The sequence below is a fragment of the Janthinobacterium sp. GW822-FHT07H10 genome, from assembly GCF_058798675.1.
Map to the genome: position 1 here is coordinate 49,949 of NZ_JBXAKS010000006.1, position 26,430 is coordinate 76,378.

Annotated in this window: 12 protein-coding genes; 8 read left to right on the top strand and 4 right to left on the bottom strand. The window is 67.0% G+C overall.

The window, feature by feature from the left end; all coding sequences use genetic code 11:
* Window positions 1-76: 76 nt before the first annotated feature.
* From AC1RDJ_RS15435 to paoC, 5 genes are all read left to right on the top strand, one after another.
* Window positions 77-12,697, top strand: a complete 12,621-nt coding sequence (locus AC1RDJ_RS15435; protein ID WP_493027971.1) for a filamentous hemagglutinin family protein — start codon at window positions 77-79, stop codon at window positions 12,695-12,697.
* Window positions 12,694-13,404 carry a sigma-70 family RNA polymerase sigma factor gene (locus AC1RDJ_RS15440; protein ID WP_493027972.1) on the top strand — a complete coding sequence of 237 codons (711 nt, stop codon included), beginning with the start codon at window positions 12,694-12,696 and terminating at the stop codon, window positions 13,402-13,404. The genes AC1RDJ_RS15435 and AC1RDJ_RS15440 overlap by 4 nt, the downstream gene beginning before the upstream one ends.
* 108 nt (window positions 13,405-13,512) lie before the next feature.
* Window positions 13,513-14,181 carry an aldehyde dehydrogenase iron-sulfur subunit PaoA gene (paoA, locus tag AC1RDJ_RS15445; RefSeq protein WP_493027973.1) on the top strand — a complete coding sequence of 223 codons (669 nt, stop codon included), beginning with the start codon at window positions 13,513-13,515 and terminating at the stop codon, window positions 14,179-14,181.
* Window positions 14,178-15,146 (top strand): FAD binding domain-containing protein, encoded by a 969-nt coding sequence (locus AC1RDJ_RS15450; protein ID WP_493027974.1) that lies wholly within the window; start codon window positions 14,178-14,180, stop codon window positions 15,144-15,146. Before paoA ends, AC1RDJ_RS15450 begins: the two co-directional genes overlap by 4 nt.
* A gap of 4 nt (window positions 15,147-15,150) precedes the next feature.
* Window positions 15,151-17,355 (top strand): aldehyde oxidoreductase molybdenum-binding subunit PaoC, encoded by a 2,205-nt coding sequence (gene paoC, locus AC1RDJ_RS15455; RefSeq protein WP_493027975.1) that lies wholly within the window; start codon window positions 15,151-15,153, stop codon window positions 17,353-17,355.
* Window positions 17,356-17,473: 118 nt separating this feature from the next.
* Here paoC and AC1RDJ_RS15460 read toward each other — a convergent pair whose 3' ends face one another.
* Window positions 17,474-18,571, bottom strand: a complete 1,098-nt coding sequence (locus tag AC1RDJ_RS15460) for a serine hydrolase domain-containing protein (RefSeq protein ID WP_493027976.1) — start codon at window positions 18,569-18,571, stop codon at window positions 17,474-17,476.
* A 563-nt stretch (window positions 18,572-19,134) separates the two neighbouring features.
* On the opposite strand from AC1RDJ_RS15460, the gene AC1RDJ_RS15465 reads away from it, so the two are divergent.
* Window positions 19,135-20,343, top strand: coding sequence for a hypothetical protein (locus AC1RDJ_RS15465; RefSeq protein WP_493027977.1), 1,209 nt, complete (start codon window positions 19,135-19,137; stop codon window positions 20,341-20,343).
* Window positions 20,344-20,384: 41 nt separating this feature from the next.
* Here AC1RDJ_RS15465 and AC1RDJ_RS15470 read toward each other — a convergent pair whose 3' ends face one another.
* The 3 genes from AC1RDJ_RS15470 to AC1RDJ_RS15480 form a co-directional block, all read right to left on the bottom strand.
* Window positions 20,385-22,805: a TonB-dependent siderophore receptor gene (locus AC1RDJ_RS15470; protein WP_493027978.1), complete on the bottom strand. Its 2,421-nt coding sequence runs from the start codon at window positions 22,803-22,805 to the stop codon at window positions 20,385-20,387.
* 61 nt (window positions 22,806-22,866) lie between these two features.
* Window positions 22,867-23,847 carry a FecR domain-containing protein gene (locus AC1RDJ_RS15475; RefSeq protein ID WP_493027980.1) on the bottom strand — a complete coding sequence of 327 codons (981 nt, stop codon included), beginning with the start codon at window positions 23,845-23,847 and terminating at the stop codon, window positions 22,867-22,869.
* Complete coding sequence (locus tag AC1RDJ_RS15480; RefSeq protein ID WP_493027981.1) at window positions 23,826-24,338, bottom strand: sigma-70 family RNA polymerase sigma factor; 513 nt, start codon at window positions 24,336-24,338, stop codon at window positions 23,826-23,828. Before AC1RDJ_RS15480 ends, AC1RDJ_RS15475 begins: the two co-directional genes overlap by 22 nt.
* A gap of 243 nt (window positions 24,339-24,581) precedes the next feature.
* Here AC1RDJ_RS15480 and AC1RDJ_RS15485 point away from each other — a divergent pair, with 243 nt between their 5' ends.
* Complete coding sequence (locus tag AC1RDJ_RS15485; protein WP_493027982.1) at window positions 24,582-25,214, top strand: hypothetical protein; 633 nt, start codon at window positions 24,582-24,584, stop codon at window positions 25,212-25,214.
* A gap of 90 nt (window positions 25,215-25,304) precedes the next feature.
* Entirely contained in the window at window positions 25,305-26,291 is a 987-nt protein-coding gene (locus tag AC1RDJ_RS15490; protein ID WP_289886956.1) for a magnesium and cobalt transport protein CorA, read from the top strand.
* Window positions 26,292-26,430: the final 139 nt, after the last annotated feature.

Below are 26,430 nucleotides of genomic sequence, written 5' to 3' on the forward strand. Positions count from 1 at the left end.
GCTACGTCATGGAGGTGTGGACGCTTGTGCGACAGCCAGGCTCCGTTCCCTTCTCTCTAGCCAGGAAACCATTGCCATGACCAAGCTTCACACTGCCCAGCGCCCCGTCCCGCACGTTGACATGGGTGCGCAGCGTTGTTCCACGCTGGGCAGCCGCTTGCGGCTCACGCCGCTCGCCTATGCATTGACCACCATGCTGATGGCGGGCGCCTTCACGACGCCGGCGCGCGCGCAGCAGGCGTTCAGCGGCGGCTGGTTCGCGGCCAAGGGCGCGGCGCAAAATACGGCTAGCACGGCCGGCCGTTTGCCGAGCGGTCAGCCGCTGCCGCAGGGCAGCCGGCCCGAGGGCCAGCAGGCGAATCAGCAGTTACAGCGTTCGCTCAACAACCTGCACCTGGCCGCGCGCGCCATCGCCGCGCAGCAGGCGGCCCAGGCGCAGGCGCGCCAGCAGGCGGCGGGCGTGCCCGGCGCGCCCGATGGCCTCGTGAAAGGCGGCTTGCAGGTCGACACCAACAGCCTGACGGCCGGCTGGCTCAACGCCCAGGCGCCCGTGCAGACGGTGGCGGCGGGCAAGACGGCCGTGGTGGTGCAGCAGACGGCGGACAAGGCCATCCTGAACTGGGAAACGTTTAACGTCGGCAAGGACACGAGCCTGACCTTCCAGCAGCAAAAGGATTGGGCCGTGCTGAACCGGGTCAACGATCCGCTGGCCCGTCCCAGCCAGATCCAGGGCCAGATCAAGGCTGACGGCACGGTGCTGATCGTCAACCGCAACGGCATCGTCTTCAATGGCGCGAGCCAGGTCGACACGCGCAGCCTGGTGGCGGCCGCGGCCCGCATCGGCGACGCGCAATTCCAGAAGGGCGGCATCTACAGCCCCGGCACGGCCGGCGCCGCGACGTTCACCGAGGCGGCCGGCAAGGTGCAGGTGCTGGCCGGCGCGCGCATCAGCAGCAGCGCGCCCAAGGGCAGTACGGAAGGCGGCGGTTACGTGATGCTGCTGGGCAAGGAAGTGCACAACGGGGGCGAGATCAGCACACCCAAGGGTCAGGCCCTGCTGGCCGCCGGCGACAGTTTCAGCATCAAGAAATGCGTGGGCACGGACGGCAACCCCTTGTCGACCACGCGCGGCAGCGAAGTCACGTCCCAGTTCGCGGCAGGCAGCACGGCGGGCAAGGTCGTCAACACGGGCCTGATCCAGGCGCGCGAAGGCGACGTGACGCTGGCGGGCCGCGAAGTGCGCCAGGACGGCGTGCTGCTGGCCACGACCACCACGGCCACGCGCGGCACCATCCACCTGAACGCGCTGGGCAGCGACGCTGGCGTGACCCTGGGACGGGGCGCCGCCACGGCCATCGTCATCGAGGACGACGGCAAGACGACGGCGCTCGACAGCCAGCGCGACGCCATGCGCGGGCCGGCCGTGGCGACGGAAAACATCGCCGCCGTGAGCGACCGCCGCGACCAGTCGCGCATCGAAATCGGCAGCGCCGGCACGGTGGAATTCCTCGGCGATTCGCTGACCCTGGCCACGGGCGGGCAGATCGCCGTCAACGCGGCCAGCCGCAGCCTCGTGCGCGACGGCGCCCGGCTCGACGTTGCCGGCGCCGTCGGCGTGAAGGTGGCCATGGCGGCGAACAATGTCGAGATCAATGTGCAGGGCAACGAGCAGCGCGATGCGCCCGTCAACCGCGACGGCAAGGCCTTGATCAACAACAGCATCTGGGTCGACCGCCGCAAGCTGGTGCTGCTTCCCAAAGGCACGAACGGCTACGACAGCGACCGCTGGTACACGGCCGGCGGCTTGCTGGAGGTGGCCGGTTACCTGGGCACGCAGGGCCACTCCGTCAGCGAATGGATGGCGCAGGGCGGCACGGTGACCTTCGGCGGCAAGGACGTCGTCACGCAGCTTGGCTCCAGCATCAACCTGTCGGGCGGTACGCTGGACGTGCAGACGGGCGCGCTGCGCCAGACCTGGCTGAAAGGCGCGGACGGCAAGCTGCACGAGGCGGGCAGCGCGCCTGCGGACCTGGCGTATGCGGGCCTGTACAAGGGCTACGAGGAAGAGCATGCGCGCTGGGGCAAGGATGCCAGCGCGTTTTACGCCAGTCCATTGATCGCCGCGCAACAGCGGCTGGAAAACGGCTACACGGTGGGGCGCGATGCGGGCAAGCTGGTGGTGGCCACCGGTTCGGCCGTGCTGGAGGGCGGCATCGCGGGCGACGTCTTCCAGGGCGAACGCCAGACCCAGGCGCCGCAGGCGCTGCTCGACGGCTACCAGCAGTCGCAGTTCGCGGCCGCGCAGCGCGGCCAGCTGATCGTCGGCCAGTACCAGCCGATGTTCGACAAGCGCACGGGCGTGCTGCAGCATGCGCTGTCGGCCGTCATGGACGAGGTACGCCTGACGCGCGTGCAGGATGGCATCGCCGCCGGACTCGACGTGGACAGCGTGCTGGCGCCCGAGCGCCAGGGCAGGCTGCTGCTCGACACGGGCTTGCTCAATGAGCAGCAGCTGGGTGCCATCCGCCTCGCCGCGAAAGGCGCGATCACCATTGACAGCGCGCTGCAGGTGGCCGATGGCGGCAATATCACCGTGTTCGGCAAGGACGTCGCCATCAATGCCAGCCTGCGCAGCCGTGGCGGCAGCATCGCGGCCGGCAACGTGCTGAACCAGGTCGGTGCGCTGGGCATGCTCGATACCTATGTCAATCCGGGCGCGCCCCCGGGCACGCTGGTGCTGGCCGACGGCGTCACGCTCGATGCCAGCGGCTTGTTCAGCAACGTGCTGCGCGATCCGCTGGCCGCCGCCGGCCTGCCTTACGTGAACGGCGGCAGCGTGTCCCTGCGCGCGTTTGGCGACGTGCGCGTCGGCAATGGCAGCCTGGTCGACGTGAGCTCCGGCGCGGCCATCCTGGCGCAGGCGAAACAGCAGGGCGGCAAGGGCGGCAGCGTGACCCTGGCCAGCTATGGCGCGAAGGCCGAGCTGGCGCTGGGCGAAGGCGCGCAAGTGCGCGGCCATGGCGTGGCGGGCGGCGGCAAGCTGGAATTGCAGGCCAACAAGATCATGATCGGCCCAATGGAAAAACCCGAGGCAGGCACCGTGCAGCTGGGCGGCGGCTTCTTCGACAAGGGCTTTTCCAGCTACAGCCTGGTCGGCAAGCAGGGCGTGACGGTAGCCGACGGCACGCAGGTGGACGTGCGCATGCCCATGCTGCGCCTGGTGGACAATGAAAAACTGGCCCTGTGGATGCCGGAGCAGGTCACGGAAAATCCGCTGAAGGGCATCTTGACGCAGCGCAAGGGCGCCAGCCTGGCCCTGCAGGTGGGCGACATGCAGTCCGGCGCGGCCGACATGGCCATCGCCGAACTGCTGGTGGGCAAGAATGCCGTGCTCAGCGTCGATGCGGGCCAGTCCATCAAGCTGTCCAGCGTCGGCCAGCTGACGGTGGAAGGCCGGTTGAACGCCTGGGGCGGCAAGATCAGCCTCGGCGGCGTGGGCGTCGACAGGCCGGTCGCCGAGGCGGTGGAGGCGGCCGGCCATGGCCGCTCCATCTGGCTCGGCGAGAATGCCGTGCTCGACGTGGCATCGCGCGCCGTCAGCGCCACGGATGCGCATGGCCGGCGCTACGGCAAGGTGGTCGATGGCGGCAGCATCGTCGTCGGCGGCGAGATCGACCATGCGCAGGGCAGCACCTCGGCCGCCAGCCTGTTCGTCGTCGTGCGCGACGGCGCCGTGCTCGATGCGTCCGGCGCGCACGCCGTGCTCGATGTCGATGGCGACGCCATCGACGTGGCCAGCGCGGGCGGCAGCATCGCGCTGGCGTCGAACAATGGCCTGTATCTGGACGGCCAGCTGCGGGCCAGGGCCGGCGGCGCGGGCGCGGCGGGCGGCACCCTGTCCGTGGCCACGGGCACGCCCGAATACCTGAAAGTGCTGGCCACGCCCAGGGTGCTGCAGGGCCGCCAGCTGCGGCTGACGCAGCGCCAGGCGGCCAGCGACCTGGCTGACAATGTGACAGCCCGCGACGGGGCGCAGGCGCTGCAGTACGGCCATGGCCGTTTTTCCGTGGAGCAAGTGGAAGCGGGCGGTTTCGGCAACCTGGCCCTGCTGGGCGCCGCCAGCTTCGATGGCGACGTGGCGCTGACGATGCAGCAAAGCTTCCAGCTGTACGGCGCGCCCGTGCTCTCGCCCGGCAGTTCGCCCGATGCGAAGGTCAGCGTGGCGGCGCCGTATGTGCGCCTGGCCAGCATCAAGCCGGCCGGCCGCGATTTCTATACGACGCCAGGCAGCGCAGGACAGTCGCCGGTCGCCAGCCAGATCAGCATTGCGGGCGACCTGATCGACGTGCGCGGCATGGTCGACGTCGCGGCCAACGACGTGCGCCTGACCAGCCGTGGCGACCTGCGCTTCCTGCTGTCGCCGCTGGGCTGGGATGGCAACCAGCCGACGACCGTGCTGTCGGCGCCGGGCGACATGACCCTCAAGGCGGCCCAGCTGTATCCGGCCACGGGCGCCGGCGCCGCCGTGCGCGTGGGCATGGACATAAAAGATGGCAATATCGTCTACGACCCCGAGCGCAGCCTGACCATCGCGCGCAGCACGGACAGCATTCCCGCCGTGCCGTACTCGGCCTTTGGCATGCTGCAGCTGGGCGCCGCCCATATCGAGCAGGGCGGCATCGTGCGCGCGCCGCTGGGTTTGCTTAACCTGGGTCTCAGCCTGCGCGCGGACGAGAATAGCCTGAGCATCAATTTCTTGCCTGGCAGTGTCACTTCCGTCAGCGCCGCCGGCATGGTCATGCCGTATGGCGGCACGGCCGATGGCCAGAACTGGAACGTCGACGGCAAGAAGACGGAGTTTCTCGGCGTCGGCGGCAGCAGCGCCAATGGCGCCATGCGCATCGGCGTCGATATCGCCAGCGTGGCCGTGGCCGTCAAGCCGGGCGCGCTGCTGGACCTGTCCGGCGGCGGCGAATTGACGGGCGCCGGTTTTGTCGCCGGCCGCGGCGGCTCCACCGATGCGCGCTACCATCCGCTGGTGCAGGTGGGGGCGAACGGCGGCTTTGTCTTGCCGGGCCTGGCGACCAATCCCGTGTACGCCATCGTGCCGGGCGTGCAGGCGCCGCAGGCGCCCGTGGGCGGCGACAAGGGCGCTGCCGACCCGGCCGTGGGCCGGCAGGTGACGCTAGGCAGCGGCGTGCCAGGCTTGCCCGCCGGCACCTACACCCTGATGCCATCGACCTACGCCTTGCTGCCGGGCGCCTTCCGCGTGGAACTGAACGGCCTGGCGGGGCAGGCGAGTGGCGGCGCCCCGGCGCAGCCGCTGCGCAACGGTTCCTGGGCCGCGCCCGGCACACTGTCGATCGCGGGCACGGATATCCGCGCGCCGCTGGCCAGCCAGCTGATACTCACGCCGGCCAAGGTCTTGCGCACGTATTCGCAGTACAACGAAATGGGCTATACGGCGTTTGCCCTGGCCGACGCGCAAACGCGGGGCATTCCCCGCCCGCTGCTGCCGGCCGATGCGAAGACGTTCAAGCTGCAGCTGGCACCCGGCGCCGGCATCGATTCCTTCCAGTTCGAGGGAACGGGCAAGTTCGGCGCGGCCACGGGCGGCTTCGGCGGCACCGTCTCGGTGATCGCGGGCGGCCCCGAGGATCTGGAAATCATCGCCGACGGCGCGCCCGCCACGCCGGATTTTGGCGGCGTCACGCTGCGTGCCAGCAGCCTGAACGCGATCGGCGCGGCGCGCATCGTCATCGGTTCCACGCCCATCATCAATTACGGACAGGGCGGCAACTACATCAGTTTTGGCACGGCGCAGGCACATAATATCTACCTGCGCCGCGGCGCCATCCTGGCGGCGCCGGAAGTGATGCTGCTGGCGCGCGATCCCTGGAATACGGAATGGACCGCCGGCCTGATCGATGTTGCGCCCGGCGCGGGCATCAACACGCTGGGACGCGGCAAGGCCGCCTATGACTCCAACGACGGTTTTATCTACCAGAGCAACGAGGGCATCCACATGCTGGCCGCCTCGAACGGCTTGATGAATGTGACCCCGGTCGGCGGTTCGGCGCGCGGCGGCATCAGCATCGGCGTGTGCGGCGACGCCTGCGCCGGCACGGCCAGCCTGTACTCGGAAGGCACCTTGCTGATGTCGACGAATGGCAGTTTCGAGCTGGACAACTCGGCCCGCTACGGCACGCGCAACCTGAGCCTGGCGGTGGGCGCCATCAACATGGGCAGCAGCGAGGCGCTGGCGGCGGCCCAGGCCAGCGGCACGCGCTCCAGCGGCCTGGCCATGAACCAGGGCGTGCTGGAGCGCCTGCTGCGCGGCGACACCAGCACGGGCGCGCCGGCCCTGCAGGCACTGATGCTGAGCGCGGCCGACAGCGTCAATTTCTATGGCGACGTGGTGCTCGATACCTACGACAAGACGACGGGCAAGTCCACCCTGGAGCGCCTGGTGCTGACCACGCCGGCCATGTATGGCCAGGGCGGCGACGGCGCGGTGGCCACCATCCGCACGGCCAACTTGATCTGGGGCGGCGCCCTGTCGCCGGCCGGCAATGTGATCACGCATGGCGCCGGCACGGGCAGCGGCACCCTGAACCTGGAAGCGGAACGCATCGATTTCGGCTTCGGCCCGTTCACGCAGCCGGCCGGCGTCGCCTCGTTCGACCGCCTGGCACTGGGCTTTGCCAACGTCAACCTGAAGGCCAGCGGGCAAGTCACGGCCAACCACAAGGGCAGCCTGTCCGTCTACCAGGCGCAGGACGGCTATGAGACGGGCAAGGGCTACCAGTACAGCGGCGGCAAGCTGAACATCATCACGCCGCTGCTGACGGGCGACGCCGGCTCCGTGCACAGCTACACGGCGGGCGGCGCGCTGACGGTGGCGGCGCCGGCCGGCGTGGCGCCGGCGGCACCCGTCAAGAACAACGATGGGCTCGGTGCTCAGCTGAGCCTGAAGGGCGACAGCGTCAGCGTGGCCACGGCCGTGGTGCTGCCGAGCGGCAAGCTCACCGTCAGCGCGCAGGACGACATCACCGTGGCCGATGGCGCCCGCCTCGACCTGGCGGGTCGCAAGAGCACTTTCTTCGACGTGGATAAGTACAGTTGGGGCGGCGACGTCACCCTGGACAGCCGCGCCGGCGACATCCGCGCAGCAAGCGGTGCCGTGATCGACCTGTCGGCCGAGCACAACCGCGCCGGCAGCCTGAAGGCGGTGGCGCTCGACGGCGGGGCCGGCATGGTGGATTTGCAGGGCAAGATACTGGGCGGCGCCAGCGGCAGCTACGACGCGGGCGGCACCATGGTGCCGTACAAGCAGGGCAGCGTGGACGTGCGCGCGCAAACCCTGGGCGCGGGCGGCAACCTGGACAGCCAGTTCGCGTCGCTGAACCAGCGCCTGACGGCAGGCGGCGTGACGGGCGGGCGCAGCTTCCAGCTGAAACGGGGCGACTTGACAATAGGCAATGAGCTGAAGGCGGGCGAGGTGCAGGTCTCCGTCGACAATGGCCGTCTCACCGTCGCTGGCGTGATCGACGCCAGCGGCGAGCGCGTGGGCAGCATCCGCCTGGCCGGCAAGCATGGATTGACGTTGGCCGGCAACGCCGTGCTCGACGCGCATGGCACGGTCTTGCGCGTCGATAGCTATGGCAAGATCATCGACAGCCCGAACCGGGCCATGGTGGAACTGAATGCGGGCGAGGGCGTATTGAACCTGGCCGGCGGCGCGCAGATCGACGTGCGCCACGGCACGGCCGCCGTGGCCGGCAAGGGCAAGGGCGAATACGACGGCGCCGCGCGCGGCACGCTGGAATTGAGCGCGCCGCGCCTGGGCAGCGGCGGTGCCCGCACGGACGTCGACGCCGCCACCTTTGGCGACATCGCCATCGCGGCCGGCGGCGGCTTGACCATCCGCGGCGCGAAATCCATCGCCGTCAACGCCATGCAGCGCTACGACGACGCGGCCTACGCCATGACGCCCGATGCCTATGGCGTGCTGGCGCCCGACCTGTCGGCCAGCGGCCGGCCGTACCAGGTGATCAACCAGGCTTACCTGGACAGCAAGCACGGGGACAGCGCGGCCTTCATCGACGCGGCGCTGGCCAACACGAACTTGCGCAACGGCAAACTGGCGGGCCTGGCCACGGCCGCGTATGCCGATGCGCTGCATGTGCGTCCCGGCGTCGATATCGTCAGCAAGACGGCGGACGGCGACCTGGTGGTGCAGGGCGACGTGGATCTGTCGGGCATGCGCTACGCCAGCCTCAATCCCCGCTTCCAGCGCACGACTGTGCGCGGCTCGGGCGAGGTGGGCAGCCTGCTGCTGCGCGCCGGCGGCGACCTGAGCATCTACGGCAGCATCAATGACGGCTTCGCGCCGCCGCCCGCCACCAAGGACGAGAACGGCTGGCGCCTGCTGCCGGGGCGCGACATCAATGGCAGCGACGTCATCGTGCCGGGCAAGGGCGTGACCGTGGCCGATGGCACGCTGTTCCCGGGCGGAATCGCGCTCAATTACGACCTGCCCATCAAGGGTTTCAATTTGATGGCCAATACGCGCCTGCCCGTGGCCGTGACCCTGGACCAGGCCATGACCGCGCCGGCCGGCACGGTGCTGGCCGCTGCCGTGCGCGACAGCGCCGGCAAGATCGTCCACGCGGCCGGCACCTTGCTGGCCACGGAGCAGACCTTTACGGCCGGCATGCGCCTCGACGCCGGCAGCGTGCTCAAGCAAGCGGTGAAAGTGAGCGCCATGACCTGGCCCAAGGGCGTGCCGCTGCCTGGCGTGGCCGGTGAACGCTCGGTCTTTGTACTCGATGGCAACCTGGCGCTGGCCGTGGGCTCCCTGATCCCGTCCGGCACCGACGTCAAGCTGTTGCCCAATGTGGCGGCAATCGAGCTGCGTCCGGAAGTGGCGGGCAGCCAGGGCAAGCTGTGGGCCATCGCGCCCATGCTGGCCGAAGGTTCGCAAGCGTGGGGCATGCGCCTGGTGGCGGGCGCCGACCTGGACGGGGCCGACACGCGCAGCGTGCAGGCGCATCCCGCGCACGGCACCCTGCGCCTGGCCGACAGCCACTACGGCATGTATGGCGTGCTGGTGCCGCCGAAGGGCGTGCAGTACTGGAGCAAGGAAGCGGGAGAGCAGGGCATCGAAGGCATCGTGGCGGGTGAACCGATCTCCGAGGAATTTCTCAATCAGAACGGCACCACGATTGCGAAGTTCTGCGCCGACACCGCCAGCTGGTGCGATCTGAGGGTGTCCTACGTGTGGACCAAAGAAGGCGCGGAAGAGTTTGCCGACCCCAGAACCAAGGAGGGCGACCTGCTCGATCCGGTGGCGCTGGGCTGGCCCACCATTTGCGAGGAAAATCCCACCTGGTGCGGCACGCCGAACCCCACGTTCGACTACAAGGCGAGCAGCCTGCGCCACAGCGTGCTGCGCACGGGCACGGGCGACCTGGACCTCGTCAGCGGCGGCGACCTGCGCATGGACAGCCTGTATGGCGTATACACGGCGGGCATGTCGTCTTCGCCGACGGCGGCCGGCGACCCGTACAACCTGCCGCGCTCGCGCAATGCGAACGGTACGGTGCTGGGCAACCCCGACGGCGCGCATGAGGGCCTGGTCGATGGCGGCGCCGACAGCATCTATCGGGCATGGTATCCGGACCAGGGCGGCAATCTGCTGCTGAAGGTGGCGGGTAACTTGAGCGGCGCGTTGCTCAACGCGTCGAGCGCCAGCAACGAGCGTCCCGTCAGCAAGGATGGCCTGGCCGATTCGGTGCCGGTGGGCAACTGGCTGTGGCGCCAGGGCAGCGGCGGCGTGGCCACGGGCGGCCCGGCCCAGCCGACGGCGTGGTGGATCAACTTCGGCAGCTATATGCGCCGCGATACCCTGGCCGACACCGTGCTGGGCTTTACGGGCTTCGGTACCCTGGGCGGCGGCAATGTGCGCGCCGAGGTGGCGGGTGATGCGGGCGTGCAGACACTGCTGACGGGCAGTTCTTATAACGCCAACATCAATCCCCGTTCGCAGGGCTTGCTGCTGGCCGTGGGCAGCACGGGCCGCGTGCAGGCCGACGGCAGCCTGCTGCTGACGGGCGGCGGCGACCTCGACCTGCGCGTGGGCGGTGCGCTCAATCCCGCCAGCACGCCCGGTGGAGGCTATCTGAATGGCGCGCTGGTCGACTTGCGGGGCCACGCGGAAACGTCGGCCGCACAGCTGGGCAGCCTGGCGCTGCAGTACGGTTCGCAGCCTACCCAGCACGTACCGCTGGAAACGCGGGCCTATGATGCCTTCACGGCCACGCGCGCCACGCCGCGCGGCGGCATGCTCCTGGTACCCGGCGACGCCACCTTCAGCGTGGCGACCCTGGGCGACCAGGCGCTGCAGGATGTGGCCGACCCCGGCCGCGTGACCCTGCCCAATGCCACGCCATTCACCGGCCCGTCCGGAGAGCAGGGCTATGGCTACAGCTGGTTCAGCCTGTGGACGCCGCGCACGGCGCTCGACCTGTTCTCTGCCGGCGGCAATATGACTCCCCTGAGCGGGTCGCTTGGCACGGCCACCGACCTGGCCATCGTCTACCCGTCCATCGTGCGGGCCGCGGCGCCGCATGGCAGCTTGTATTACGGCAAAGCAGTTGTCGACTCGAATGCCGCCACCAGTTATGCTGATCCGCTGGTGCTGGCGCCATCGCCCAATGCGCAGCTGCAGTGGCTTGCCGGCGATTCCATCTATGCGGGCGGCTATGCCGTCAGCCAGTCCGGTGCCGCCGCCGACAGCATCGTTACGCCGTTCAAGCCTGGCTTTACGGGCTGGGATATCAGGACTTACGTGACCGATCCCCTGGCTGCCAATGTCTCAAGCAAGGGGACGCCAGCAACGAAATGGAACTTCCCGCTGTTTGCCTTCGGACCGAATTCCTCGGCCGGCCCTGCGAACGGCGGTACGCAGGCCGCCCGCATCTATGCCGCCACGGGCGACCTGGTGGGCGTGAATAGCGGCCGCATCATCGAGTTCACCGATGCCGCGCATGCGGGCATCACCTGGTACGAGGGGGCGCAACCCGTGTGGATGAAGGCGGGACGCGATATCGTCAGCAGCGGCACGGCGCAGCTGGAAGCCCTGGATGGCACCGCCGCCGGCGAGATGCGCTTCAGGATACTCAGCAACCTTTTCGTGCACAACAATGCATATGACGTATCGGTGGTCTCGGCCGGGCGCGACATCCTCGGCAGTTCCTTCAACGTGGCCGGTCCCGGCACGCTCGACATCAGCGCGGGCCGCAACATATTGATGCAGGATAAAGGCAGCGTCGTCAGCCTCGGTCCCGTCGTGGCGGGCGACAAGCGCCCGGGCGCCGGCATCGCCATGCAGGCGGGCGTGGGCGCGGCCGGCCTCGATTACCTGCGCTTCGTCAAGCCGTATCTGGATCCGGCGAACGTGGCGCAGAAGGGCGTGCCGCTGGCGGACCAGGCGGGCAAGGTGGTGAAATCGTACGACAGTGAGTTGGCAGCCTGGCTCGGTGAGCGCTACGGCTTCAAGGGCACGGCGGCCGAGGCGCTGGCCTTTTACCTGGCCTTGCCCGAGCCGCAGCAGCGCGTGTTCGCCCGCACCGTGTATTTCGCGGAACTGAAGGCAGGCGGGCGCGAGTATAACGATGCGGACAGCTCGCGCTATGGCAGCTTCTTGCGCAGCCGCAACGCCATCGCGGGCCTGGCGCCGGCCACGGACGCCAGCGGCAAGGCGATTTCGTATGCGGGCGATATCGTCATGTACCGCGGCACGTATGCCGCCTACAATCCGCTTTCGCTGAACTATGACCGCATCGTTCCCCGCAGCGGCTACGTGCACACGAATTTCGGTGGCGATATCGCGCTGCTGACGCCGGGCGGCCAGCAGGTGTTGGGCATCGAAGGCGAGGCGCCGCCGTCGACCTCGGGCGTCATCACCAAGGGCGGCGGCAATATCGACCTGTTCTCGCACGGCAGCATCCTGCTGGGCCAGAGCCGCATCATGACGACGTTTGGCGGCGACATCCTCGCTTGGTCGTCGACGGGCGACATCAACGCGGGCCGTGGCTCGAAGTCGACCATCGTCTACACGCCGCCCAAGCGCGTGTATGACAACTGGGGCAACGTGACCTTGTCGTCCGACGTGCCCAGCACGGGCGCCGGCATCGCCACGCTGGCGCCGATCGCGGAAGTGCCGGCCGGCGACGTGGACTTGCTGGCGCCGCTGGGCACCATCGACGCGGGCGAGGCGGGCATCCGCGTCTCGGGCAACGTCAACCTGGCCGCGCTGAAGGTGATGAACGCGGCGAATATCCAGGTCAAGGGCGAAGCGAAAGGCATGCCGACAGTGGCGTCCGTCAACGTGGCGGCCATGACGAACGCCAGCGCGGCGGCTTCCCAGGCCACGGCGGCGGCGCAGGACGTGGTGCAGCGCGAGCGCGCCGCCACCCGCTCGGCGCAGCCATCCGTGTTCACGGTGCGCGTGCTGGGCTTTGGCGGCGACGCGCCGTCCGACAGCGCGCAAGCGGCCCCGCAGGACGGCGCCCGCATCGAGGCGGCCGACTACAACCCGCGCAGCGCCGTGCGCGTGCTGGGCCTGGGCCCGCTGCCGGAATCGGCCACGCGCCAGCTGACGGCGCAAGAGCGCAGCAGGCTGTCGCCATGATGGCCGGCATGGTGGAAATGTTGCTATTGCGCATGGCAGCGGGCGCTGTGGGGCATGCGCGCATGGCCCGCTGCTGGCCAGCCATGCGGCCCCGTCTGCGGGCCGCCAACGACATGGCGTCGGCGCCAGGGCCGGGCGCGCAGCTGCAGGCGGTGCTGGAAAGCCATTACGCGGGCCTGCACCGTCGCCTGACGCGGCACCTGGGCTGCGCCGAGCTGGCCAGCGACAGCCTGCACGACGCCTGGCTGCGCCTGGGGGCGGGCAATGGCGCGCCGCTGGCGCACAGTCCCGTCGCCTATGTCTTCCGCGTCGCCTGCAATGCGGCCACGGACAGCCTGCGCCGCAACCGCGCCTGGCTGTATGCGGACGCGGGCGATGGGGAAGAGGAGGGCATCGAGCGCCTGGCCGATGCGGCGGCGGGGCCGGAACGCCTGGCCGAGCTGCATGCGGACCTGCGGCGCCTGGCGCAGGCCGTCGAACTGTTGCCACGGCGTCACCGGCAAGTGCTCGAAGCGCTGCGCGTCGATGAGCTGACCCGGCAGGAGGTGGCCGAGCGGCACGACATGTCGCTGCGCAACGTCGATACGGCCCTGCGCCAGGCGCTCGACCACTGCGCCCGCCATACGGGCTACGCGGCGCTGGGCGGCGTCGGCACGCCCCGGCGCAGTTTGCGCGTGCGCCAGGGACAGGCGCAAATGGGGAGTTAAGCGGGGTTCTGCGTACGTTCGCGTACAGACGCGTACATGTCCTGCCGCCAGACTGGCACTTCGGGCCTGCATGCGCCCACCCAGCCAACTGCCAGGAGGAAGCGCGACATGAGCGAGATCAAGCAGGTCCATCGTATCGATACAGGCCGGCGCGGCTTGCTGATCGCCGGCGCCCTGTCGGCCACCGCCGTGGCCGTGCCCGGCGTCACCGGCGCGGCGGAAGCGGTAAAAACGGCCGCCCAGGCCGGCCAGGCGCCGCCGCCCGTGTTGATGAACGTCACGCTGGAGGTCAATGGCCAGCGCCACAGCATGGAACTGGACACGCGCACCACCTTGCTCGACGCCTTGCGCGAACACCTGCATCTGACGGGAACCAAGAAGGGCTGCGACCACGGCCAGTGCGGCGCCTGCACCGTCATGCTCGACGGCCAGCGCATCAATGCCTGCCTGACCCTGGCCGTGATGCATGACGGCGCCAAGCTTACCACCATCGAGGGCCTGGGCACGCCCGACAAACTGCACCCGATGCAGGCAGCCTTCATCGCACACGACGGCTATCAGTGCGGCTATTGCACGCCGGGGCAGATCTGTTCGGCCGTGGCCGCGCTGGGAGAGCTGCGCCAGGGCATCCCCAGCCATGTCAGCGCGGACCTGAACGCGGCGCCGCAGGCGACGCCCGAAGAATTGCGCGAGCGCATGAGCGGCAACCTGTGCCGCTGCGGCGCCTACTCCAACATCATCGACGCCATCGCCGAGGTGGCGGGGAGGCCGGCATGAGAGTGTTTACTTACCAGAAGGCCGCCACGCCGGCCGAGGCAGCGGCGGCCGCGCTGCGCACGCCGGGCGCCCGCTTCATCGCCGGCGGCACGAATCTGCTCGACCTGATGAAACTCGAGATCGAGACGCCCGCGCATCTGATCGACGTCAATGGCCTGGCCCTGGACAAGGTGGAAGCAACAAACGATGGCGGCTTGCGCATCGGCGCCCTCGTGCGCAATACGGCGCTGGCGGCCCATGCCACGGTGCGCCGCGATTACGGCGTGCTGTCGCGCGCCTTGCTGGCCGGCGCGTCGGCGCAACTGCGCAACAAGGCGACGACGGCCGGCAACCTGCTGCAGCGCACGCGCTGTCCTTACTTTTATGATACAAACCAGGCCTGCAACAAGCGCGTGCCGGGCAGCGGCTGTTCCGCCATCGGCGGCTTCAGCCGGCCGCTGGCCATCGTGGGCGGCAGCGATGTCTGCATCGCCACGCACCCGAGCGACATGGCCGTGGCCATGCGCGTGCTCGACGCCAGCATCGACACGGTACGCGCCGACGGCGCCGTGCGCACGATACCGATCGCCGACTTTTACCGCCTGCCGGGCAATACGCCGCACGTGGAGACCGTCTTGCAGCCAGGCGAACTGATCACGGGCGTGGTATTGCCACGGCCGCCGGGCGGCACGCATATGTACCGCAAGGTGCGCGACCGCGCCTCGTACGCGTTCGCGCTGGTGTCCGTCGCGGCGGTGATCTTGCCGGACGGCACGGGCAGGCTGGCCCTGGGCGGTGTCGCGCCGCAGCCGTGGCGGGTTGCGGGCGCGGAACAGGCCATGCCCGATGGCGCCGCCGCCGTGGCCCGGCAGTTGCTGGCCGGTGCCAGGCCGACGGACGACAATGGCTTCAAGGTGACCCTGGCCGAGCGCACGATAGCCTCCGTGCTGAGGGAAGCACAAGCAGTCCAAGCGAAGAAAGGCTAGGGCCATGAAATTCACGACACCTGCGACCACCAATCCCATCGACCAGCTGAAAGTCGTGGGCCGGCCCACGGACCGCATCGACGGCCCCCTGAAAACCACGGGCACGGCGCCGTATGCGTATGAACAGCACGCCGCCGCGCCGCATGCCGCCTACGGCCATGTCGTCGGCGCCGCCATCGCCAAGGGCCGCATCGCGTCCATCGATGCCGGCGCCGCGCGGCGCGCGCCAGGCGTGCTGGCCGTCGTCACGGCTGAGTCGGCGGGCAAGCTGGGCAAGGGCAAGATGAATACGGCCCATCTGCTGGGCGGCCCGGACATCCAGCATTACCACCAGGCCATCGCGCTGGTGGTGGCGGAAACCTTCGAGCAGGCCCGCTCGGCCGCGCAGTTGCTCGACGTGACATATGTGGAACAGCAGGGCGCATTCGACCTGGCCAAGGCCAGGGGCGGCGCCAGCAAGCCGAAAGACGGCAAGCCCGACAGCCGCGCCGGCGATTTTGCCGGCGCCTATGCCAATGCCCCCGTGCGCCTCGATGCCATGTATGCGACGCCCGACCAGTCGCACGCGATGATGGAGCCGCACGCCTCGATTGCTTCCTGGGAAGGCGACAAGCTGACGCTGTGGACGGCGAACCAGATGGTGGACTGGGGCCGCGGCGACCTGGCGCGCACCCTGGGCGTGCCGAAAGACCAGGTGCGCATCGTCTCGCCCTATATCGGTGGCGGCTTCGGCGGCAAGCTGTTCGTGCGCGCCGAAGCGTTGCTGGCGGCGCTCGGCGCGCGCGCGGCGCAGCGTCCCGTGAAGGTGGCGCTGACGCGGCCCCTGATGTTCAACAACACGACGCACCGGCCCGCCACCATCCAGCGCCTGCGCATCGGCGCCACGCGCGACGGCAAGATCACGGCCATCGGCCATGAATCGTGGTCGGGCGACTTGAAGGGCGGCCAGCCGGAAACGGCCGTGCTGCAGACGCGGCTGCTGTACGCGGGCGCCAACCGCATGACGGCCATGCGCCTGGCCGTGCTCGATCTGCCGGAGGGCAACGCCATGCGCGCGCCGGGCGAGGCGCCGGGCTTGATGGCGCTGGAAATCGCCATGGACGAGATGGCGGAGAAATTGAAAATGGATCCCATCGTCTTGCGCATCCTCAACGATACGAAAGTGGACCCGGAAAAGCCCGGCCGGCCGTTTTCCCAGCGCCGCCTGATCGACTGCCTGCGCACGGGCGCCGTGGAGTTCGGCTGGAAGGAGCGCCTGGCGCAACCGGGCGCGCGGCGCGACGGCCGCTGGCTGGTGGGCATGGGCGTGGCGGCCGCCTTCCGCAACAACCTCGTCATGCAGTCCGCCGCCAGGGTGCGCCTCGACGGCAAGGGCATCATTACCGTGGAGACGGACATGACGGACATCGGCACGGGCAGCTACACCATCATCGCCCAGACGGCGGCCGAGATGCTGGGCGTGACCCTGAACCGGGTCGTGGTGCGCCTCGGCGATTCGGATTTCCCCGTCTCGGCCGGTTCGGGCGGGCAGTGGGGCGGCAACAGCTCGACGGCCGGCGTGTACGCGGCCTGCGTGCGCCTGCGCCAGGCCATCGCCGGCAAGCTGGGCTTCGACGAGAAAGACGCGCGCTTTGCCGACGGCCAGGTGAGCCAGGGCGAGCGCAGCGTGCCGCTCGCTGCCGCCGCCTACCATGGCGACGTCGTCGCGGAAGACCACATGGAATACGGCGACCTCGACAAGAAATTCCAGCAATCGACGTTTGGCGCGCATTTCGTCGAAGTGGGCGTGGACCGCGACACGGGCGAAGTCCGCGTGCGCCGCATGCTGGCCGTGTGCGCGGCCGGCCGCATCCTCAATCCGAAGGCGGCGCGCAGCCAGGTGATCGGCGCCATGACCATGGGTGTGGGCGCGGCCCTGATGGAAGAGCTGGTGGTCGACCGGCGCCGCGGCTACTTCGTCAACCACGACCTGGCCGGCTACGAAGTGCCCGTGCACGCCGACATCCCGCACCAGGACGTCATCTTCCTCGACGAAACGGACCCCATGTCCTCGCCCATGAAGGCCAAGGGTGTGGGCGAGCTGGGCATCTGCGGCGTGGCGGCCGCCATCGCCAATGCCGTGTACAACGCGACGGGGGTGCGCGTGCGCGAGTATCCGCTAACGTTGGACAAGCTGATTGGCAAGCTCGATGGCAAGCTGACGGCGTAACCGGACGCCAGGGCCGCATGGCGCGATGGCTGCGCCATGTCACCTGGCATCGTTTCGCACCGTCGGGTGTTTTTTCCTCCGCGGCGTGAGGGAAACGCTGTACTTGGGGTGGCCCGCGCTATCGTAAAAGACTGCTATTCATGACGATTTCTCTTATTTTTATCTCAAAATAGTAATGCAGGGCGCTGTCTTCGCTGTACTGGTTTTCCAGGACAATCACATCGACATCTTTTTCAGGAAAATATACCTTGATCGATGCGAATCCCAGGCCTTTGCCAGAGTGCCCTATGTATGTGACGGGCGTCTTGTCGCTCACGTAAACACCGTAGCCATAACCATTTTTTTCGCTGCCAAAAGCCACATGCTGGCTGGAGATGTCGTAGCTCGTCATCAGTCGATAGGTTTCCGGCTTTAAAATCTTTCCCTTGTGAAGCTTTTCATCCCAGATATTCAAGTCCCTGGCGTTTGAAACAATGCCACCTGCTGGAATGAAGCCGATCCAGTCTTTTCCCTGCACTGGATGCTCGCGCAGTTCGAATGCATTTTTCGCATTGACATAGCCATTGATGACCTTATTGCTTTTGTTTTCCTCATAGCAAAAACTGTTTTTCATGCCCAGTTCCTTGAACAAGTCATTGGCCGCCTCGATATACGTTTTGCCGGAGACTTTTTCAAAAATACTGCCCAGCATGCTGTAGGTGGTCACGCCATACAAAAAGTCCGTTCCGGGCTTGAAATTCAGTGGCTGGTCAATGTCAGTGATGCCTGCTGAAAAGTTGAGCAGCTGATGCACCGTCACCTGGTCGGCCCAGGCTTGCGGCAAGTCAGGCAGGTACTTTCTGACGGGACTGCGCAAGTCTATTGTGCCTTTCTCAACTTCTCTTAAAATCAGCACCGCCGTAATTTGCTTGCTGTTCGACATGATCCTGAAGTTGTCTTCGGGTGTTAATGGGGTTTTATTTGCAATATCCGCATAGCCGTAGGCTTTTGAGTATTTCGTTTCGCCATGTTGCGTGATGAGGATGACGCCATTGAAATTTCTTGGACTGGTTGCTTGTACCAGGCGGTCAATTTTGGCGGAGTAGTCATCGGTCTTTGCTGTCGCTGACCGGTCGCCGGCCTGGGCATGCACGAAGCTGGAGAGGGTCAATACAAAAGACATCGTCAATATTTGTCGTGAAAAAATCGTTTTGCTGTCAGCGGAAGAAGTTTTCATGGGGGATATTGTGGCTTGGTTGATTATGTCGAAGGAAGCGCTGCGCCGCTTGTGCGAATGAGGCTATCGGCGTCGTCGATGACCTTGCCCATGCGTTCGTGCGCCTGCATGCATGGGCGGGAAAGTGTTGCCAGTGTATGACAAGAACGGCAAAATTCGAAGACATGTGACGGCGGCTTGCCCGCCTTGCCTTCCCCCATGACGCGACCCGGCCGGCAGCCTGTACACGGGCCGGCTGCGAAGTACCCGCGCACGCCGCTATCGCGCATGCTGCCTGGCTTTTTACCGTCAAGTATGACGTTGGGAAACTAATTTCCTCATGGTTACAATGTGAGTGTTTGGACATCACTTAAGTTGCTAGACTCAGCAACATCCCTCGCCTGAACGGCTTTTCGGTGGCGTTCAATCTTCGGTATCCGATGTCTTGAAGTGATAAGCATGTTGAGCTAATCCATGCACAAACTGTCGTATTTTCATTTGTTTTCCCCGCACCGCCCTTTGCTGGCGCCCTTCGTTGACGGCCAGCCCATTTCCGACTGACAAGCGAGTTTACGGAGGCATGCATGTTCAAGATACCGCAACGGTTGACAATACTGGCCACGATGTTCATCGGCGCCAGCCTGGCCCTGGCCGCGTCCGCCGCCCACGCGGCCAAGCCCGAGGCCGCCGTGACGCCTGGCGTGGCGCGCGTCGTCGACACGGCACGCGCCGGCCCGGTGAACGGCATGCAGATGAACTCCGACGAGTTCATCTGGCGCCTGTTTACCAAGTTCACGGCGCCCACGCCAGGCGCGCAGCCACCATCGGTGATCTTTGATACCTGGGCGTCGGATGCCGACACGTTCACGGCGACGCCCGCCTGGCCGAGTCCAGGCACGGCGCGGAAATTCCAGGCCAGCGCGTTGCTGAGGACGAAACTGCACGGCGGCGGTCCGGTCGATTTGCCTTGCATCCCGCCGGGCAATGCCGCTGCGGGCGGTTTTCCCGTCGATGGCACGCCGGTGCCCTGCATCGCCGAAGAGGTGAGGCGCAATCGTCCGCAGTTTGACTATATCAAGAAGAACGGCTTGCATACGCGGGCGGGCCTGGCCACGGCCTACCAGCGCGCGCTCGATGTGCAGATGCCGACCGATGCCGTCTCCGTCAAGGGCGACTGGGTACCCGTGGATACCTTGCTCAAATGGATACCCGAGTTGCGCAGCCCGGAACGCATCCGCTCGCTGTACTACACCAGCGTGTCCGAGAAGGTGGAATATGCCTTGGTGGCCCTGCATGTGAGCAGCCGGCAGAACCCGAACTGGGTGTGGGGCACTTTTGAACACCAGAAAAATCCAGGCCGCTGCGACGACCTCGGCTGCTATGACAGCTTTGGCGCCGAGCAGCCCGTGGTGGCGCCCAACCGGCGCGCCATCAACACCCAGTACGGCGCCTGCGACAAGTCGAGCATGCTGCAAATGCTGATGACCCAGGCCAAGCTGTCGCCGGTCTGGCAGAATTACTGCCTGAAGTCGACCCAGGTCGACTATGTGACGGCCGACGGCACGCCGACCGCACTGGGCAATTCGGTCATTGAACGCGTGGTCGGCAATGGCACGGTGACGGCGTCATCCTGTATCGCTTGCCATGCGTATGCGTCGTACGACGCCACAGGCGCGACATCGCTGGGGGCCAAGGCCATGCTGCCCTTCAATCCGACCGGCGCGCCGATGCCAGCCGTCCTGAAGGGCTCCCGCAAATTCGACTTCATGTGGGGAGTGCTGCAGGCCAAGTAAGGGCGGCCATGCAGCGCCTGACGTATCGGTATTGATGGGCGTCAAAACCGGTACGTCAACGTCCCCCGTACACTGCGCGGCATGCCATACGTGCCTTGCGCATAGGTGTTGATGTTGATGTAGTGCTTGTCGAGCAGGTTTTCCACGTTCAGCTGGGCCGTCAGCTGGCGCGACAGCTGATACGTGGCCATCAGGCTGACCGTGCTGTAGGCTTGCTGCGTGATTCTTTCCTTGCCGTCCGGGCCCTCGTCGTCAAAGTAGAACTTGTTTTGCCAGTTGATGCCGCCGCCCACGGTGAGGTCGGGGCGCACTTTCCAGGTGGTAAACAGTCGTGCCGTCGAGCGGGGCGACAGGGTGTTGATATCCTGCTGTTCGCGGTCCTTGGCGCGGAAGTGGCTGGCGCTGGCCGTCACGTTCCAACCCGGCGCCAGACGACCCGACAGTTCCCCTTCGATACCACGGCTGGTGGCGCCCCGCGCCGCGTAATACGCTTGCGTGGTGGTGCCGGGAATCCTGTGGGCGCCGTCCGGCTGGGCCAGCTTGTCCTGCCTGATCTCGAAGATGCCGATGGCGCCGTTCAACTGTCCACCCGGCAACTCGCCTTTCAAGCCCACTTCCATGCTTTGCCCCGTCAGCGGGTCCAGCCAGGCGCCCGTGCGGTCCTGGTTTTCCTGCGGGCGGAAGATGTCCGTGTAGCTGGCATAGGCCGAATACACGCTGTTCAAGTCGACCACCAGGCCCGCATACGGCACGAACTTGCTCTTGGCGAAGGCAAAGCGGGCGCTGCCATCGAAGCCGATGCGGTCCTTGTCCCAGCGGCTCAGGCGCCCGCCGACGATCAGCCGGGTGTGGTCGGCAAGGTTCAGCCGCGCCGCGCCATAGGCCCCATATTGCTTGGTGGTATATTTTTCCGACAGCACGGGCTCGCCCCAGGCCGGCTGCGGGTAGCTGCCGTCCCAGGCGAGAAAATTGCCGATCGGCTCGGGATCGAGCGCTTCCTTGACGCTGAACTCGGCGCGCTGCAGCGTGTAATTGGCGCCGACGATGACTTCGTGCTGGCGTCCGCCCAGGGTGAACGGGCCGGACAGCTTGAGGTCGGCGCTGCTCTGCTCGCGCTGGCCGATGTAGCGGTTCGGATAGCCGAGCATGCCCAGACCCGTGATGCGGTCCGGCCGCTCGGCCAGGAACAGCAGCGGCGTGTCTTCCGTATGCTTGCTGTACATGGCTTGCGCCTGCGCCTTCCAGCCCTGGCCCAGCGCGTGCTCCACGGTGGCGTGCACATTCGTCTGCTCCGTGGCCCAGGCGGCCCAGCGCGGCGCCGTCGAGACGGAACGGTCGAAATCCGTGCGCGTGCCGTCGCTGTACCACAGCGGGAAGCCGCCCCAGTTGCTGCCTTTCGGGTCGTTCTTCTGGTAGCTGGCGCCCACGCTGGCCACCGTGCCGGGCGCCAGGTCCGCCTCGACGGTGGCGTAGACGAGCTGGCGCTGGTTCGCATAGTGGCTGGTGAACGATTTGCGGTCCTGCCAGGCGCCGGCCACGCGGCCGCGCACGGAACCGTCGCCGTTCAGGGGCGTGGCCAGGTCGACGGTGCCGCGGTAATCGCTCCACGAGCCGGCCGCCAGCGACAGCTGGCCTTCGAACTGCCTGGCGCTGGCCCGCTTGCGCACGAGGTTGATCGAGGCGGACGGGTAGCCGGCGCCCGTCAGCAAGCCCGTGGCGCCGCGCGTCACTTCCACGCGGTCATAGATCAGCGAATCCATTTCCGACTCGCCGCCCGAATACTGCACTTTATACGTGGTGGGCACGCCGTCGTACTGGAAATTGTCGACGTCGAAGCCGCGCGCGGAAAAGGTGCTGCGCTCCGTGTCGAACTGGTTGACGGCGATGCCGGGCGTGTTGCGCAGCACGTCGCGCACCGTCAGCAAGTCCTGGTCATCCATGCGCTGGCGCGTGATGACGCTGACCGATTGCGGCGTCTCGCGCAGCGACAGCACCAGGCCCGTGGCGCTGGCCGTGGCCGGCGTCGTATAGGATCCCGTGCCTTCCGTGCTGGTGCTGCGCTCGGCCGTGGCGCGCACGGCGATGCCGGGCAGGGTGGCGGCGTCCGCCGCCGACGGCTGCTGGCGTACGGCGTAGTGGCCGCCGCCCTGGTCGATGGCGATCAGGCCGCTGCCGTCGAGCAGGCGGGCGAAACCGTCGGCCACCTTGTAATGGCCGTTCAAGCCGCGGCTGCTCAAGCCCGCGTACAGGCTGGCGGCGCCGGAAATGCTGACGCCGGCCTCGGCCGCAAACGCGGACAGGGCCGTGCTGAGGGGGCCGGCGGCCACCTGGTAGTGACGCGCTGGGCCATCCTGCTGCAGCTGCTGCGCGTGCGCGAGCGGTGTCAGGGCCAGGCTGCCCAGCAGGGCGAGGGTGATGCTGGTGTTGCGGTAGTGCTTCATTGCGTGTTTCCCTTCGTTCATGTGTTGGTCCTGTGTGGATTGACGAGGCACATGGCGGAAAGGGACATTCTTTGTAAAAGTTTTATGCGGGCTCGACCGAAATCCAGAAACGGCTAGGGCGCCGCACGCGGATGGGCAGCGACGCTTGCAGCAGGGCCAGCAGCGCGTCCGTGTCGCGCAGCTGGTAGACGCCCGAGACGCGCAGGCGCGCCACGGCCGGATCGCAGCGCACGACGCCGTGGCGGTAGCGCGCCAGCTGCGCCAGCACGTCGGCCAGCGGCGTGTCGTCCGCGTACAGCAAGCCCTTGAGCCAGGCGTTTGCATGCGGCGCCAGCGGCTGCGGCGTGTTGGCGGCCGCCGCGTCGAAGCTGGCTTGCCAGCCGGCCTGCAGAATGACGGGACGGCCTTCGGCGGGCCGCACTTCGACGGCGCCCTGCGCCACGGCCACATGGGTGCGCGCGCCCAGCAGGCTGACGTCCTGGCGCACCGTGAAGCGCGTGCCGATGGCACGCACGCTGCCGTTGCTGGTGCGCACGATGAATGGGCGCCGGCCAGGATGGGGATCGGGGGCCGTCGCCACGTGGATTTCGCCGGCACGCAGGTGCACCAGGCGCAGCGCGGCGCTGAAGCCGATATCGGCGGCGCTGGCCGTGTTCAGGCTCAGGCGGCTGCCGTCGGCCAGGGTCAGGTGGCGGATCTCGCCCGTGGCCGTGCGCAGGTCGGCCGTCCATTCCTGCCACGGCGCCACTTTCAGCATGGCCCAGCCGGCAGGTCCGGCGACGATCAGCACGGCCAGGGTTTTCAGGGTGGCGCGGCGCTGGACGCGGGCTGGGCGGTCCAGTACCGGCATGGCCAGCGGCGCGGACAGCATGCCGAAGGTGCGGCACACCTGCTCGGCCCGTTGCCAGGCCGCCTCATTGCGCGGATGGCGGGCGCGCCAGCGGGCCAGCGCCTGCCGTGACGCGTCGTCCAGTTCGCCGCCTTGCAGGCGCATCATCCAGTGCGCCGCTTCATGCGCGGCGTGCGCATCGATGGCGGCGCTCATGCCAGCAGCAGGATGCATTGTGCCAGCGCCTGCACCATGTAGCGCTTGACGGTACGCTCGCTGATGTTCAGGCGCGCGGCGATCTCGGCGTAGCCCAGGCCTTCCAGCTGCGACAGCAGGAACGCCGTGCGCACCTTCGCGCCCAGGCCATCGAGCAGCATATCGATCTGGTGCAGCGTTTCCAGGATCAGCAAGCGCTCTTCCGCCGACGGCGTGACGGGCGCGGGCAACTGGGCCAGGGTGGCCAGCCAGGCCTGTTCCAGCGACTGGCGGCGGTAATGGTCGATCAGCAGGCGCCGCGCCACGGTGGTCAGGTAGGCGCGCGGCGTGCGCAGGCCGACGGCGCGCTCCGTTGGCGTGGCCAGCAATTTGACGAAGGTATCTTGCGCCAGGTCGGCCGCGTGGTCCGTGCAGGACAGTTTGCCGCGCAGCCAGCGCAGCAGCCAGGGATGGTGTTCGCCGTACAGTCGGGCGACGGGATCGGCGGCGGGGGATACGGCATACGTCACGGCACACTCCAGGTTGGCGCGGAAGTCCCCATGCCGCAGGCGTGCAGGTGCTTCTTAAATGCGAATGGTTCTCATTTTACATTGACGTGCCTGAATGTCAATGGAGGCGCCATGGGCGGCAGCATGGCTCGATGGCATGGAGTTGCTATGTGGAAATATTTAATATATTATCTTTTATGGCAATATTAATTGTGTTGAATCAACTAATATTTCGATGAAACTTACTTTGGATCTGGATTTCTTGTGCGTAAACATAGTGTGCGTGGTGTATTGAGTGTCTTGCTGGCTGCGGCCGGCGCGAGTGCCGGGGCAAGCCAGGCGGGTGACGAGGTCGTGGCGGCGCCGGTGGTGGAAACCCCGGCGGCGGCGCCTGCCGTGGCCGGAGCGGCCGCCGCGCCGGTCGTCGCGAAGCTGAGCCTGGTATCGTCGGGCGAGCAGATGGTGGTGGAGTACGGCACCAGCGGCAGCGCGGAAGAGTGCAAGGATTTTACGCCGGCGGGCAAGGTGTACGACGCCACGACCTTGCGTGAGAAATTGCTGCCATTTATTTCGAAGATGGTCGAGCGCTCGCGGCGCATGACGGGCGTGCTGCCGGAAGTGCAGAAGACGCTGACGGCGGGCGAGCCGCTGTGGGTGCAGGCCTACGCCGACTGGCCGGCCGAACATGGCTTGCGCGCCGGTTCCTGCGGGCCCTTGACCTTGCAGCTGACGCCGGAAGCGGGCAAGAAATACCAGGTGGAGTTCCGTTTCCTCGGTGACAACAAGTGCAGGCAGGTGTTGCTCGACGTGACGGACCCGGCGGCGAAACAGGAAATCGCCGCGCCCGTCACCGCCAGCTGCGCGGCGCCGAAAAAATCGCTGTTCGGCCTGTTTTAAGCGCTGTGGCGGGCGGAGCGGTCAACTTAACAGAGTGACAAAGGCCATTCCGCTATACTGGCGGCCCGACATCGTAGCCCGAAAACCACCATGGACCTCAGTACCCACGCCGCCGTCGTCAATTGCGAAGCGTATCGCGACGGCAAGAAGATCGCGCATTTCGATATCGACAAGGTGAGCGACTTTCTCGGCGACCCAGACTGCTTCGTCTGGATCGGCCTGGCCGGCCCCGATGCCACGGCCATGCAGGCGCTGCAGGCGGCTTTCGGCCTGCACGAACTGGCCGTCGAGGATGCGGAAGGGGCGCACGAGCGGCCCAAGCTGGAGGAGTACGGCGACACCCTGTTCATGGTGCTGCACACGGCCAGCCTGGACGGCGACGCCATCGTCTACGGCGAAACCCACGTCTTCCTCGGCTGCCGCTTCATCATCACCGTGCGCCACGGCCCCTCGGCCGGCTATGCGAAGTTACGCGAACGCAAGGAAAGCGTGCCGGACAAGCTGGCCAGCGGTCCCGGCTATGTGCTGTATTCCATCATCGATTTCATCGTTGACCAGTATCAGCCCTGCATCGACCATCTGCAGGCCAGGTTCCAGCAGTATGAAACCCAGCTGTTCAAGCCCAGCCTGAGCGAAGACAAGCTACAGGATTTCTACCAGCTCAAGACGGAACTGCTGAAACTCGACGCGGCCGTCAACCCCCTGCATGAAATCTGCACCCAGCTGATCCGTTTCCATGGCGACATCGTGCCCAAGGAAAACCGCATCTATTACCGCGACATCCTCGACCACGTGAAGCGCGTCACGCACACGGCGGGCCAGATGCGCGAGATGGTCAATTCCGCCATGCAAGTGGCTTTGGGGCAAATCTCGATCCGCCAGAACGAGGTCGTCAAGCGCCTGGCCGGCTGGGGCGCCATCCTGGCCGTGCCCACCATGGTCTTCAGCCTGTACGGCATGAATTTCGAATTCATGCCCGAGCTGAAATGGCGCGGCAGCTACCCGGCCGTGATCGTCGGCATCTTCGTCGGCTGCTACCTGCTGCACCGCCGCCTGAAGCGCGACGGCTGGCTGTAACGGCGGCGGGCGGCATGCAAATATTGGAGAGTTTTCCCGCCGAATTAGCTGCTACGATGAAATGGTCTTAGTGAAGGTGGTTGATGGCAGGTGGCTGAACCTCCTTGGCGTGGATAGCGGTCCGGCCGGCGCTGCACCC

Excerpts from the sequence above, each read along its gene's own strand:
- AC1RDJ_RS15435 (WP_493027971.1), top strand. The coding sequence starts at position 77 with ATGACCAAGCTTCACACTGCCCAGCGCCCCGTCCCGCACGTTGACATG.
- AC1RDJ_RS15440 (WP_493027972.1), top strand. The coding sequence starts at position 12,694 with ATGATGGCCGGCATGGTGGAAATGTTGCTATTGCGCATGGCAGCGGGC.
- paoA (WP_493027973.1), top strand. The coding sequence starts at position 13,513 with ATGAGCGAGATCAAGCAGGTCCATCGTATCGATACAGGCCGGCGCGGC.
- AC1RDJ_RS15450 (WP_493027974.1), top strand. The coding sequence starts at position 14,178 with ATGAGAGTGTTTACTTACCAGAAGGCCGCCACGCCGGCCGAGGCAGCG.
- paoC (WP_493027975.1), top strand. The coding sequence starts at position 15,151 with ATGAAATTCACGACACCTGCGACCACCAATCCCATCGACCAGCTGAAA.
- AC1RDJ_RS15460 (WP_493027976.1), bottom strand. The coding sequence starts at position 18,571 with ATGAAAACTTCTTCCGCTGACAGCAAAACGATTTTTTCACGACAAATA.
- AC1RDJ_RS15465 (WP_493027977.1), top strand. The coding sequence starts at position 19,135 with ATGTTCAAGATACCGCAACGGTTGACAATACTGGCCACGATGTTCATC.
- AC1RDJ_RS15470 (WP_493027978.1), bottom strand. The coding sequence starts at position 22,805 with ATGAACGAAGGGAAACACGCAATGAAGCACTACCGCAACACCAGCATC.
- AC1RDJ_RS15475 (WP_493027980.1), bottom strand. The coding sequence starts at position 23,847 with ATGCATCCTGCTGCTGGCATGAGCGCCGCCATCGATGCGCACGCCGCG.
- AC1RDJ_RS15490 (WP_289886956.1), top strand. The coding sequence starts at position 25,305 with ATGGACCTCAGTACCCACGCCGCCGTCGTCAATTGCGAAGCGTATCGC.